Source organism: Bradyrhizobium viridifuturi, from assembly GCF_001238275.1.
Lineage (GTDB): Bacteria > Pseudomonadota > Alphaproteobacteria > Rhizobiales > Xanthobacteraceae > Bradyrhizobium > Bradyrhizobium viridifuturi.
In genome coordinates this window covers 60,087-73,118 of record NZ_LGTB01000020.1, presented here as the reverse complement: position 1 = coordinate 73,118, position 13,032 = coordinate 60,087, and the positions used below count along the sequence as shown (strand labels likewise).

Annotated in this window: 11 protein-coding genes; 4 read left to right on the top strand and 7 right to left on the bottom strand. The window is 62.8% G+C overall.

The features are described 5' to 3' along the window. Positions 1 to 78 precede the first annotated feature (78 nt). Positions 79 to 735, bottom strand: a complete 657-nt coding sequence (locus ALC15_RS19395) for a GNAT family N-acetyltransferase (RefSeq protein WP_244486158.1) — start codon at positions 733 to 735, stop codon at positions 79 to 81. 301 nt (positions 736 to 1,036) lie between these two features. On the opposite strand from ALC15_RS19395, the gene ALC15_RS19390 reads away from it, so the two are divergent. Continuing rightward, a complete protein-coding gene (locus tag ALC15_RS19390) occupies positions 1,037 to 1,663 on the top strand; it encodes an invasion associated locus B family protein (RefSeq protein WP_050628629.1) in 627 nt (208 codons plus the stop codon). Between the two features lie 46 nt (positions 1,664 to 1,709). Here the strand turns inward: ALC15_RS19390 and ALC15_RS19385 are convergent, their stop codons facing one another. Genes ALC15_RS19385 through ALC15_RS19375 form a run of 3 tightly spaced genes read right to left on the bottom strand, consistent with a single transcriptional unit; the run spans position 1,710 to position 5,389 of the window. Then, the gene (locus ALC15_RS19385; RefSeq protein WP_050628682.1) at positions 1,710 to 2,651 is read right to left on the bottom strand and encodes an aldo/keto reductase; all 942 of its coding nucleotides are present in this window, start codon (positions 2,649 to 2,651) and stop codon (positions 1,710 to 1,712) included. 15 nt (positions 2,652 to 2,666) lie between these two features. Beyond that, the gene (locus ALC15_RS19380; RefSeq protein ID WP_050628628.1) at positions 2,667 to 4,160 is read right to left on the bottom strand and encodes a DHA2 family efflux MFS transporter permease subunit; all 1,494 of its coding nucleotides are present in this window, start codon (positions 4,158 to 4,160) and stop codon (positions 2,667 to 2,669) included. Continuing rightward, positions 4,157 to 5,389, bottom strand: a complete 1,233-nt coding sequence (locus tag ALC15_RS19375) for an HlyD family secretion protein (protein WP_050628627.1) — start codon at positions 5,387 to 5,389, stop codon at positions 4,157 to 4,159. Before ALC15_RS19375 ends, ALC15_RS19380 begins: the two co-directional genes overlap by 4 nt. 146 nt (positions 5,390 to 5,535) lie before the next feature. On the opposite strand from ALC15_RS19375, the gene ALC15_RS19370 reads away from it, so the two are divergent. After that, entirely contained in the window at positions 5,536 to 6,177 is a 642-nt protein-coding gene (locus ALC15_RS19370; protein WP_050628626.1) for a TetR/AcrR family transcriptional regulator, read from the top strand. A 273-nt stretch (positions 6,178 to 6,450) separates the two neighbouring features. On the opposite strand, the gene ALC15_RS19365 is transcribed toward ALC15_RS19370, so the two are convergent. Beyond that, on the bottom strand, positions 6,451 to 7,245 hold the full coding sequence (locus tag ALC15_RS19365; protein WP_050628625.1) for a class II aldolase/adducin family protein: 795 nt from the start codon (positions 7,243 to 7,245) through the stop codon (positions 6,451 to 6,453). Positions 7,246 to 7,432: 187 nt separating this feature from the next. Between ALC15_RS19365 and ALC15_RS19360 the strand changes: the two genes are divergently transcribed. Further along, positions 7,433 to 8,929: a M81 family metallopeptidase gene (locus tag ALC15_RS19360; protein ID WP_050628624.1), complete on the top strand. Its 1,497-nt coding sequence runs from the start codon at positions 7,433 to 7,435 to the stop codon at positions 8,927 to 8,929. Then, positions 8,926 to 9,936: a glutathione S-transferase N-terminal domain-containing protein gene (locus ALC15_RS19355; RefSeq protein WP_050628623.1), complete on the top strand. Its 1,011-nt coding sequence runs from the start codon at positions 8,926 to 8,928 to the stop codon at positions 9,934 to 9,936. The genes ALC15_RS19360 and ALC15_RS19355 overlap by 4 nt, the downstream gene beginning before the upstream one ends. 39 nt (positions 9,937 to 9,975) lie before the next feature. Here the strand turns inward: ALC15_RS19355 and ALC15_RS19350 are convergent, their stop codons facing one another. Both ALC15_RS19350 and ALC15_RS19345 read right to left on the bottom strand, forming a co-directional pair. After that, positions 9,976 to 10,605 carry a 2-hydroxychromene-2-carboxylate isomerase gene (locus ALC15_RS19350; RefSeq protein WP_050628622.1) on the bottom strand — a complete coding sequence of 210 codons (630 nt, stop codon included), beginning with the start codon at positions 10,603 to 10,605 and terminating at the stop codon, positions 9,976 to 9,978. Between the two features lie 561 nt (positions 10,606 to 11,166). Next, positions 11,167 to 13,032, bottom strand: coding sequence for a flavin-containing monooxygenase (locus ALC15_RS19345; RefSeq protein WP_244486157.1), 1,866 nt, complete (start codon positions 13,030 to 13,032; stop codon positions 11,167 to 11,169).

Genomic DNA, 13,032 nt, shown 5'->3' with positions numbered 1-13,032 from the left:
GAGTTGACCATCGGCGGCATGTGAAGCGCAAGGTCCTCATGTCGTGTCGATGGCGACCGGCACCAAATAATTGTGCCGCTATGATGCGAGGAGCGGGATCGCGAAGAGCAAGGCATGGCGTGCATCTGCGATGCGGTGGCGTCGACTGCAGTGCAACTTTTGCTTGTATGTAAGCGATTGCGATTGAACGGATTTCGGGTTCCGTCCTGAATTCGCCAAGGCAGGGTCACAACCCAGGCTGCTATCGGTCGAGCGAAGCACAACCCGCCATCTACAGCAGTCCCCGATAAATTCCCGGCGCGGAGCCTTCGATCGCCACCGCGCGACGGCCTTCGTATAGAAGTCTGCCGGCCCGACACCACCGATGATGGCGTAGCCAAAGCCCTGATGCTTCATGTCCTCGAGACAGGCGAACAGCAACGCCTTACCGATGCCGCCCTGCTGCGCCTTGGGTGCGACGCCGGTCGGGCCGAAGAAGTTACGGCAGGCTGCATCGTAGCAGGCGAACCCGACGATCTTCTTGTGCTGGATCGCGATGAAGCAGGAGACCGGCTGGTGGCTGAACGCGACTTCGGTTTCGCTAGCCCATGCCTCGCTGAATGTCTCGCGTATCCAGCCGACGACCTTGTGCTTCTCAGGGGCGAGCGCCCGGCGCATGACAATCCCGGCCTGCTGCAACCGATCATAGGCGGGCCGGGAATCGGGAAGGGCATAGAGCTTGACGAGCATGTCCATCCGGTGAGCTTAGTTGAAAACGCGCCCCGCGGGCAAATCAGGCGAGGAACGGGTCTTCGCAACGCTGTTCTGCCGCTAGGACGGCTGGGTCATTTGCGCTGTTGCTTGTCCGAGATCCTGATCTCACGCGCAACTGCCCAAAAATACCCGCCGCAGAATGCAACGATCGCAACGATCACGGTGGCGGCGATAAGCTCTTGCATGTCCGCGGGTCTCCAAGTACACGTACCTCCACGTACGTGGGAAATATGCCCACAAAATGGAAAATCGGTTTCCGGACGTAACGGGGCGGAGCGAATGCATGGTCGGAGTCAGTGCAGCGGGCAAACGTCTTCGGCCGATCGTCGTTCTGGCCATTCTGGCCGACATCAGTTCGGCGCAAGCCGCTCGAGCCCCTGATCTATCGGATGCCAGCGGCGTCTCCGTTTCGATCGACACGCGGAGTCAGACGTCCGCGATGGATGGCGCGGTCCACCCCGTGCAGCTTCCCAAGGGGGCCTCCGCGATCAGCGAGACCTACGGGGACTGGATCGTCAAATGTCAGCTCGACGGCGGAGTAAGGCTGTGCACACTCAGCCAGACACAGACTTCCAAGGAGACCAACCAGCAAGTCTTCGCCATCGAACTGCTGCCACGGAACGGAAAGGCCGAAGGCAACATGTTGATGCCGTTCGGGCTCAAGCTCGACGCCGGGGCCGTCGTCAAGCTTGACGGCAAGGACCTCGAGCAGACGCGCTTCTCCACCTGCACCGCGCAAGGCTGTCTGCTTCCGGTGTCTTTTCCCGCCGTTGTGACCGACACCATGAGCAAGGCCAAGACGCTGACCATTGCCGCGCAGAATATCAACACCGGGCAGGCGGTCGTCTTCAATGTCCCGCTCAACGGCTTCGCCGCGGCGCTGGAGCGGACGATTCAACTTGGTACCTGAACGGTCGCGCGTCTCGCGCTGCGCGTCCAGCCTGCCGTAAGGCGGTTCATCGCGATCCCGGGATGAAACCCGGCACGCCGGTCCGCACCACCGAGTTGAACCGCACGTTCGTCGTGATGCGGTCGCGCATTTCCTGCATGGCATCCTCGGGCAACGCCGAGATATCGAAGTTCTCGCGGATGCGCTGAGGATTGGTCGAGGTGGTGAGGAAAGCGGCGCCGCGCTGCACGGCCCAGGCGAGGGCAACTTGTGCCGGGGTCTTGCCCAGGCGGCGCGCGATGGCGGTAATGACGGGATCCTCCAGGAGATTGGGCTTCATGGCATGCCCCAGCGCGGCAAACGCCTGCAGCACGATGCCATTCTGCCGGCAGAATTCGAGCAGCTCCCATTCGGGAAGATACGGATGAGACTCGACCTGCACCACGGCAGGCTTGATCCGCGCGACCGCAACGATCTCGCGCAGCCTCTCCAATGTGATGTCCGACAGGCCGATCGCCTTGCAGCGGCCGTCGTCCACCAGGCGTTCCATCGCCCGCCACGTCTCCACCAGCGTCACGCCGGGGTCGTAGATCACCTGGCCGCGTTCGTCCCTCGGATCCTGCTCATCGCCTGGCTGGAAGGCAAAGGGTGTGTGGATCAGATAGCAATCGATGACGTCGAGTTGCAATCGCCGCCGGCTGGCGTCGAAAGCAGGCATGACCCGCTCCGGGCGATGATTTGTGTTCCACAGCTTCGTCATGACGAACAGTTCCTCGCGTTGCACGATTCCTGCACTGAAGGCGTCCTGTATTGCCTCGCCAACCGCCGCTTCGTTGCGATAGCGTTCCGCACCGTCGAGAAGGCGGAATCCGGCCTCCAGCGCGATCCTGGTGGCTTGTCTGGTTGCAAGCGGATCCGGGATCAGTGTGCCAAACCCGACCGCCGGCATTGCACCAGCGCCGTGATTAAGGGGAAGCCGCGTATCACGAAGCGTCCTGGACATTGTCATGCTCATATTCCCTTCCTAGTTGGCCGGCCGCGGTTTCCGGAGAAGCAGCACCAGCGGACTGACGACCAGTATGGCGAACATCAGGATCTCGAACTGGCCGATCACCGCCACCACGGCGGCCTGCTGCGTGACCAGTTCGTTGAGCGCGGCAAGACCCGGCGCTCCGATCGAACCCACGACATGCGCGGCGGCCCGGTACGGCGTGAGGTCGCGGGCGAGTGCCGCGTGCATGGCCTGCGTATTGTTGTAGAAGAAGATCTGCACCACTGCGATTCCGATCGTGCTGCCATAGAGTCGCGACAGGTTGAGCAGGGCGCTACCCTCCGGGCGCAGCTTCGGATCAAGTGTTCCGAACGCCGCCTTTCCGAGCGCCGGGATCAGCATGCCGAGACCAACCCCCTGGAGAACGCCGGTCTGAACCACGGCTTGCCAGTCCATCTGTGGCGAATAGCCGAGCATCATCCAGTTGGCATAGACCACAAGTGCCATTCCGCCGAGCATGAACGGCCGGTAGTCGATCTGGGCGGGCACCAGGCTCGTCATCACGACCGTTCCAACCAGCGCCACGCCGCGGGGGATGGTCATGAAGCCGGTGGTGTCAACCGGATAGTTGAGCAACTCCTCCAGCATCGGCGAGGTCAGGGCCAGGGTTGGCAGCAACACGAATCCAAGCGCAAACGAGATCACCGTCGAGAGAACCAGATTGCGATCCTTGAACAGCGCCGTGCGGAGAAAGTGCGTCTTCGTGGTCAGAACGTGCACGATGAACAGGTAGAAGCCGAGCACCGAGGCACCTGCTTCGATCCAGATCTCAGTCGACGCGAACCATTCCAGGCGTTCGCTACGGTCGAGCAGCATTTGCAGCCCGATCATACCGAGCGAGAAAGTCGCAAGCCCGAAGAAGTCGAACGGCTTCGAGCGCTCGGCCCGCTTCTCGCGGAGCAGCAACGCCGTCACCACCATAACAAGCGCCGTCGCCGGCAGGCTGACATAGAAAATCGACCGCCAACCATAGTACTCGCTGAGCCAGCCGCCAATGCCCGGCCCACTGCTGATTCCGATCAGGAAGCACAACGACCATATCAGGTTGATCCGGGCATGCTGCGCCGGCGGACGTGTCTCGAGCAGGATGGCCAGCGACAGCGGCGCGAGCGGTCCGCTCGCCGCACCCTGAAGGACCCTGGCGAGCACGAACTGCACTGAACTCGTTGCGAGCGTATCGAGCAGAAGCGCAAGCGCGAAGACGGCGAGCGACATCTGGTAGACGGTCTTGCGGCCAAATCGTCCGGCGAGCCAGTTCGCCACCGACATCACCACTGCGCTCGCGGCGATGTAGGAAGAGAACACCCAGCCGACCTCGTCGGTGGCCATCGACAGGGCGCCCTGGATATGGGGCAGGGCGGCATTCGGCAGCGAGATGTTGACGGCTTGCATATAGGTTGCCGCGAACGCTGATAGCGCGAGAGTGCGATGGCCATCGCCTCCCGCTGATGGCAGGGTGGTGCTCATTTGGCCGCCCCCATCGCGTTGGCGAGTTGGAGCGGATGACCCCAGGCGCGGCGATAGCCGGTGTTAACCTGTGCCGTCACGCTGATGCCCGAATAGAGCGGCCGGTTGGGATCAACCTCATCGAGCTCGAGGCGCACCGGCAGTCGCTGCACGACCTTGACCCAGTTGCCGGTCGCATTCTCAGGCGGCAGCACAGAGAAATCCGAACCGGTACCCGGGCTCATGCTGACGATGTGCGCCTTGAAGGTGCGATCCGGATAGGCGTCGACGTCGATCGTCGCGGCCTGGCCTGGGCGCATATGGGTCAGGCTGGTTTCGCGGAAGTTCGCCTCGATCCAGACGTGCCGGCTCGACAGCAGCGAAAACACCGGTGCGCCGGCATTGACGAAGCCGCCGATCTGCAGGTCATCAACCCTGGTCACGATGCCGTCGTCCGGCGCCGTCACTGTTGCATAGGAGAGGTCGAGTTTCGCACGATCGAGCTGGGCCTTGGCTGCACGAACCGTCGGATGGCGATCGATCGCGATGTCGGCGTCGCCGTCCAGCGCAGCCATCGTGTTGGCGATCTGCTGTTCGACCGACACGATGCGCTGGCGGGCGACCTTGAGATCGGTCTCCGCGCGCTCATAGACCGCGCGCGGCGTGAAATCCGAGGTGACCAGCGCCTTCTTGCGCTCGTATTCGCGTTCGTCAAACGCCGCGGTATCCTGGGCGGACTGCAGTTCGGCCCGTTGCTGGCGATAGGTCGCCTTCAGCGCGTCGATCTGGAGGCGTGCGCTGCCGAGCCGTGCCTCCGCCTGATCAACCGCGATCTGATAGGGTTCCGGATCGATCCGGAACAGCAGCTGGCCCTGGCGGACCCGCTCATTATCGTGGACGGCGACCTCGACCGCCTGGCCCGAGACGCGGGCATTGACCGTTATCTTCGCCGCGCGGACGAACGCGTTATCGGTGGAGACGTAAGGCTCCCCGGCGAAATAGACCGCAGCGCCTATTGCTGCGGCAAACAGTGGCACCGCTATCATCAGCGTCCGCCGTAGCCGTTCCCTGAAGCCCCTGCCGGACGTCACGGTCGCAGGTTCCGATACCGGACGGGCGGTCCCGCCGTCGAAGCGTGCCTCGACCGCATTCGCCCCCATGGCACCCGTCAATTGAATCGGCGCTTCGCCTGCGCGGAACGCCTTGAACTCGCCTATCCAGCCGGCGAACGGCGAAAAATCGAAGCGCATCGTAGGGCCCTTCACCAATCCGTTTAATTTTGTAACGTTGATGACAAAATAGAGCGAGCCCGATCGGCGTCAAGAGGGTCGCTCTTGATTTTTGTAACGGTGTATACAAATATAGGTGAGCTAACGGTTATCGGAGTATTTGCACAATGGCGGGAAAGAACAGCGAATCGGGCCCGGCACGGCGGGGGCGGCCGAAGGCGTACGATGCCCAAGCCGCGCTGAAGCAAGCCACGGAAACCTTCTGGAGGACCGGTTATTCCGGAACCACGCTGGATAGCATTGCCGCCGCTACGGGCATGAATCCGCCGAGCCTTTACGCTGCTTTCGGAAACAAGCATGCTCTTTATCTCGAGGCGCTGGATCGCTATTGGGAGATCAGTCTGGCCGCGACGCGCGAAGCTCTGGCGCAGGAGCGTCCGCTGGCCGACGCGCTGATGTTGGCCTACGACGCCGCGCTGTCGATCTATTTCTCGGGGCGCGGCAGCGCGCGCGGCTGTTTTGTGCTCGGTACCGCGGTCGTCGAATCGGTCGAAGACACCGCGATCCGGAGCAGCGTGGCGAAGGGACTCCGTGCGATCGACGCCGATTTCGAAGCTCGCTTCCAGACCGCGCGCGAGCGAGGCGAACTCAAAGCCGACGCCGATCCTGAAGCGCTCGCGATCCTGGCATCGGCCACGATGCACAGTATCGCGATCCGTGCGCGTGCCGGTGCGCGTCGCACCGAACTGCGCGAGATCGCGCGGAAAGCGGTGAGTGCGATCTGCGGATGCCCTGTCGCGGTAAGCTGAGCGGGACCCGTTTGGTTACGCATTCCGGTGTGGCTCCGCGCAGGGTGATCGGAGTTCGGACCTGATGTCGCGAGAACGCAGGCGTATGGCTCATCAGCAGCGCCAAACACTCATTGTCGTCCCGGCGAAGGCCGGGACGCATAACGACGAATGCGAACTGTTACGCGATGCTGGAACGCCGAGTCTCGCCTGCGACGGCTGCTGCGGCGTATCGGTCCCGGCCTTCGCCGGGACGACGGCGTTATTCGGAGTGGCGCCTCGCGCTCAACCGCCTCAATCCCGATACGACGGATCCGCCCGATCGAGCTTGCGCAGCAGCGCCGGCCAGGCGAGCTCGCCGTTGCGGGCGGCGCGGCCGGGCTTGGGCAGCATCCGCTCATAGGTGTCTTCGAGGATGTTTTGCGGCGGATAGATCAGCTTGGTGTTGCAGGACAGCGCCATCACCTGGGTCTGGCAGGCGCGCTCGAGCCGGAACAGCACGTTGAAGGCGGCGGGCACGGTGCGACCGACCACCAAGAGGCCGTGATTGCGCAGGATCATCGCTTCGTTGTCACCGAGGTCGCGGACCAGCCGCTCGCGCTCGTCAACATTGTCGGCGATACCTTCGAAGTCGTGATAGGCGATGTGCAGGAAGCGCATCGAGGTCTGCGCCAGCGGCAGCAGGCCGCATTCCATTGCCGAGACTGCCATGCCGGCCGGCGTATGGGTGTGCGCGACGCAGTCCATGTCGTGCTTCGCCATGTGGATGGCGCTGTGAATGACGAAGCCGGCGACGTTGACGTCATAGTCGCTGGCGTTGAGCAGCGTGTTGCCCTCGACGTCGACCTTGATCAGGCTGGAGGCGTCGATCTCCTCGTACAGCATGCCGTAGGCGTTGATCAGGAACTGGTCGGTGGTGCCGGGCACGCGGCAGGAAATGTGGTTCGCGATCATCTCGGTCATCCCGTACATCGCGGTGAGACGATAGCAGGCGGCCAGATCGACGCGGGCCTGCCACTCCTCGGCGCTCACCTGCTCGCGAACGGATTTCACGACCTTGATTGCGGGCGAGCTGATGGGGGGATTCATGGTGTTCTCTCCTTGGGATGTCTGCAAGGCCGGGCCCGACTATTTGGCAGGGACCATAGCAGAATCGGCGCGGTGGTAAGGCGCGTCGCGTCTGCTTATTTGCAGGTCTGTCGGGCAAAAACCGAATGCGGATTGGCGCGCGGCGCCTTCGATGCCACACTGCGGAAAACAGCCGAGGCACACCAACATGAGCGATCGCAAGATACGTATCGCCGTCCTGCATTTCTCCCACGAAACCGTCTCGTTCCTGCCGAACGAGACTACGCTCGACGACTTTATCTATCCGGGCTCGCCGGCCAAGGGCGAGGCGCTGCTGCAGTTCGATCCCAAGAACTACATGGGCGGGTTCGTGCAGGTTGCGCGCGAGTTCTCCGAGGTCGAGCTGGTCGGCATCGAATCGCCGCTCTGGCCGAAGACCTACACCGGATCGGGCTGGATCACCCAGGAGGCTTATCGGACCTTTACTGGCAAGATGATTGCCGGGCTCAAGGAGGAGGGGCCGTTCGACGGCGTCTATCTGTGCCTGCATGGCGCCATGGCCGTGCGCGACGTGCCGCGGCCGGAGGCCGATCTGGCGCGAAAAGTCCGCGAGGTGGTCGGGCGCTCGGCTTTCATCGCTGCGACCTTTGATCCTCACGGCAACGAGGACGAGGCGTTCCTTGAGCAGGCGGACATGGCGTTCGCCGTCAAATATTTCCCGCATTATGATGCGCATCTGCAGGGCGAGCGCGCGGCGCGCATGCTGGTGCGGGCGATCCGCGGCGACTACAAGCCGGTACACAGGACGATCAAGGTTCCGGTGATCTCGCCCACCGTGCTGCAATGGACCGGGGCGCGCCCGTGGATGGATCTCGTGCAACGCGCGCTGGTGTGGGAGGCCCGCGAGGTCGACGTCTACGTCAACATCTTCTTCGGCTTTCCGTTCGCCGATGTTCCCGACGTCGGCATGACCGTGCAGGTCTTGACCAACGACAACCCGAAGCTCGCCGAGCAAATCGCGCGCGATCTCGCCGGTATGATCTGGCGGCTGCGTGAAGCGTTGCTGCAATCGACGAAACTCCACAGCATCACCGAGGGCGTCGCGCTGGCGAAGCAGGCCGTCGCGGACCGCAACACGCCGGTGGTGCTCGCCGATCACAGCGACCGTTCGGGATCGGCGACCTGGCTGCTGCGCGAGATCATCGCGCAGGACCTCGCCAATACAGTGGTTGCGACCATTGCGGACGGCAAAGCGACGGCGAGCCTAAAGGCCGCCGGTGCCAAGTCCGGCGATGACTTCGACATGGAGATCGGCGGTCTCGCCGACGAGTCGGCGGGCGATCCGGTTCGGATCCAGGGTACCATCTCGGCGGCGGGCGAGGGCTACGGTCAATTCTGGGTCTGCGTGCGCTTTGGCCGAAACAATGTGCTGATCCTGTCCACCTATCTGGTGCAGATCATGGAGCCGTTTTCGCTGAAGGTGCTGGTGCCTGACATCGATGCATTCGACGTGATGGCGATCAAGTCGCGGGTCCATTTCCGGCGCGGCTTCGACGATAATGGCTTTGCCAAGACGATCCTGCTGGTCGAGCCGGAGCAACCGTTCCTCGGGACCACGCGTCTGGACAAGCTGCCCTACAGGAATGTCGACCTCACACGGTTCTATCCCTACGGCAGCCCGGCATTTTCGGAGACGTCGTCATGACTGAAGGCCGCTATCGCCTGATCGGCTCGACCGCGTCGCCCTATGCGATCAAGCTGCGCGCACTGATGCGCTACCGGCGGATCCCGCACGACTGGGTGATCATGACCAAGGCGCTGCGCGCGGCGACCGCACATCTGAAGCCGATGCTGATCCCGGTGCTGCAATATCCCGACGGCAGCTATCGCGGCGAGACCACCACGCTCGCTTATGATCTGGAAGCGCGCCATCAGGAACGCTCTGTGATCCCAAAGGACAAGGCGGTCGCATTCGTCTGCGATCTGCTCGAGGACCTCGCCGACGAATGGGCGGTGAAGCCGCTGTTTCTCTTTCGCTGGTGGGACCCGGAAGACCAGGCCTACGTCTCGCGCTGGGCCGGTGAGGAATGGTCGACGTCGGAAGCCGAGACCGGCAGCCGCGAGGAGATCGAGGAGTTCCGGAAGCGCCAGATCTCGCGCATGGTCATTCTCGGTGCGACCGACGAGAACCGGCCCCTGCTCGAGGAGAGCTATCGGCGGACGCTGGCAGCATTCGAGCCGCATGTCGGCATGACGAACTATCTGTTCGGCAGCCGGCCGTCGCTGGCCGACTTTGCCTGGTTCGGACAACTCAGCGAGATGGCGACCGACCCTACCCCGATGCGGATCATGCGCGAGCGCGCGCCGTTCACCGATCACTGGGTGCGGCGGCTCGACGACGCGTCCGGTGTCGATGGCAGCTGGTATCCGCGTGAGCAGGCGCTTGGCGGGTTCGCTGAAGCGTTGCTGCGGATCGCGGGCGAGCTCTATCTACCATTCCTCGCTGCCAATGCGGATGCATTCGCGAAGGGCCTTGAGCGCCTCGAGATCAAGGTCTGGGGACTGCCCTATGCGCTGGCGCCGTTCAAATATCAGGTGAAGTGCCTGCAGCAGTTGCGCGAGAAGTTCGTCGCGCTCGATGCCGGCGATCGCGCTGCGTTGAAGCCGATGCTGGAACGCACCGGATGCTGGGCCATCCTGGATGGAGGCTGATCGATCGCGGACGGCAAGCAGGTTCAAAATGGCGTGAGCTTAGCTCCGATGTCTGCTCCCGAGTGCGAGCGCGATCGATTCGGGATTTCTGATCCGTTCGACCAGCAGGTCGATGCGGTCCCCACCCCAGAACAGTTCCCCGTTGAACACCATGCTGGGAACCCCGAACACGCCGAGCGCTTCGGCTTCGTCGATGATGCGATCGTGCTCGGCGCGGGCAGGGCCGTTGACATAGGCCTCGAACGCGTCGGTAGATCCGCCGATAGCGGCAATCACGCCGGCAATCTCCGACAACTCGTCGATCTCCAGCTCGTGGTTCCAGAACTTCCGGAAGACCGTGTCATGATAGGGCCGGAACAGCCCATGGCGCTGCGCGAACAGCATCCCAGCGCTTGAATAGAAGGCATCGTAGATCCGGCGCGGGCCCTTCATGGTCAGTCCCTGCGCGTTGGCGAACCGCCGCGCATCCATGTAGGAGTAGCGCACCTTGCGCCAGAAATGCGGCGTGCGCCCTTCGACCGTGCCCATGAATTCAGGGATGCGCAACGTGTAGGGCAGCCATTCCAGTTCGACGCCGAAGGTCTCCTCGAGTTCGAACAGCCGCTTGTTGGCGACATAGGCGTAGGGAGATTTGTAGTCGGTGTAGACGCGCACCCGCGGCTTTTCCATGATCGCTCCTGATCCCGTCAGGACGATTGTTCCCGATCCCGAGCGGCGACACAATGCGGCGTGATGAAGGGGAGACGGCGCGCAAGCGAATGGGCCCCGGTGCATTCAAGCATCGCGGGGCCCTGCTACTTCGTTTTAGCGAAGGATATCTGGTATAGACCAGTGGTGTTTCGGGATCCAAAAGCGCTTGGCCTTTGCGCTCTCGTCCTGCGGATATGTTCAGATTGTCGGCAGCGCACGCGGCTAGCAGCTGCTATCGCCTCAACGTGCACCGAGACCTTGCCGCTGAGCAAGGTCGCTGGCTTGCGCCGGTGGCGTCATGCTCCTCTCCAAGGGTGGGCCGACGGACATCTGTCCGCTTCTGCTGCCTGGCGGCCGATCCCATAATCGTCCGACAATTCCTGCGACGCGAGGAGCAGGCGCTCCAGCACCCCAACAGGTGCAGTCATCGAAATGCTGCGGCAGTTATGGCCTGCTGTCAAGTTAACGAACAAGGGAATTCAGGTCAGCCTTCCTGTCACGCCCTGGTCCTTCGATACTGCGTGAAGTCGGGATCGTGCGTCATCTTCCAGTAGTCGACGAACCGCCACGCATTGCCGAGAACACACGGCCGCGGCTGTTGCGGTAGTAAGTCGTCATGCCCGGATGCGTCCAGATCAGCTGCTCATGCTCCGCATCGACGTTGCGGATGTATTCGTCATGCGCGGCGGGGTCGACGTCGATCGCCGCGATGTTGTTCTCGATCATCTCAACCAGGCAGGCCGAAATGTAGCGGCTCTGGCATTCCGACTGGAAGATCACGCTGCCGCCATGCGCGGGTCCCGAGTTCGGGCCGAGCATCAGAAACAAGTTGGGGAAGTCAGGCACGGTGAGGCCGAGATAGGCGGTCGGATTGTCGTTTCCCCAGACCTGCTTGAGGTTCTTGCCTTCGCGCCCGGTGATGTTGAGACGTGCTGCCATCTCGGAGACCTTGAAGCCGGTCGAGATCACGATGATGTCGTGTTGCCGCGATGTGCCGTCGGCGGTGACAATTCCGTCGGTTGCGAAGTGGTCGATCTTGTCGGTGACCAGCTCGACATTCGGCCTGGTCAGCGTCTTGAACCAGTTGTTGTCGAGCAGGATACGCTTGCCGTAGGGCGGATAGGTCGGCATGCACTTCTCGATCAGGTCCGGGCGGTCCTTCAGTTCGGAGAGGATGAAGTCGGCGAGCTCCTCGCGGTGGCGGTCATTACCCTTGTTGACAGCGCGTTCGGGGTGCGGCCAGGCCGGATCCTTGCGCAGGAACGGCAGCAGCCCGTCGCCGTAGCGCCAGAACATGTTGAAGCGATACCACTGCACATAGAACGGCAGATGCGCCAGCAGCCACCGCGCGCCTTCGGTGATCGAATCGGAATAGCCTTTCACCGGCCGCGCCCACTGCGCGGTGCGCTGGTATACGGTGACCGAGGCGACGCGATCGGCGATCGACGGCACCAGCTGCATCGCGGTGGCACCGGTGCCGATCACGGCGACATGCTTGCCATCGAGCTTGATGTCGTCGGACCACAGCGCCGAATGGACCTTGAGGCCCTTGAAATCCTCGTCGCCGTCGAAGCGGGCGGGCAGGGGATCATTGAGTTGCCCGATCGCGCTGACCAGCGCGGTGGACTCGAAGGTCTCGTCGCCGTGCGCGGTTCTGAGCGTCGAGATCCAGCGCCGCTTGGCTTCGTCCCAGTGCGAGGCGACCAGCTCGGTCGAGAGACGGACGTGTCTGCGGATGTCGTGCTCGCGCACGACCTTGAGCAGATAGTCCAGCAATTCCTGGCGCTGAGCGAAGTAGCGCGTCCACGGATTGCGGGCGCCAAACGAGAACGAGTAGGAGTGGTTCGGCGTATCGACGCCGCAGCCGGGATAACGGTTGACATACCAGGTGCCGCCGATCTCGTCCTGCTTCTCGACGATGGTGTAGGGAATGCCGAGCCGTCCGAGCGCAACGCCGAGCGCGATTGCGCAGACTCCGGCGCCGACGATCAGCATATGTTGCTGAGCCAGCCTCTCGTCAGCGGGACGTGTGCGCCAGCGGGCATCGCGGGGAACGAAACCCATTTCCTCGCGCATCAACGGTGCATATTCCGGCGCGACGTTCTCGCCGAGAGTCGCGCGCATCATCCGCAGCATCAGCTCATCGCCGGGATCGGTGATGACGGGCTTCGGCGTGCCGTCGGCGAACAAGTTAAGGACAGCAGCGCGGATCTCGTCCTGGATCGGCTTCGGCACGCCGGCGTCCGGATCGGGGATCAGGCGGACATCGCGCTTCGGCTTGTAGGGCGGCTCGAGCCACTTCTCCTCGCCGGTCATGTGCACCAGCACCATCAGCAGCACGCGGATGTCGCCCTCGGCGATGGCGGAGGACAGATCGAGATGTTGGCGCGGAAGCTCGATATTCAT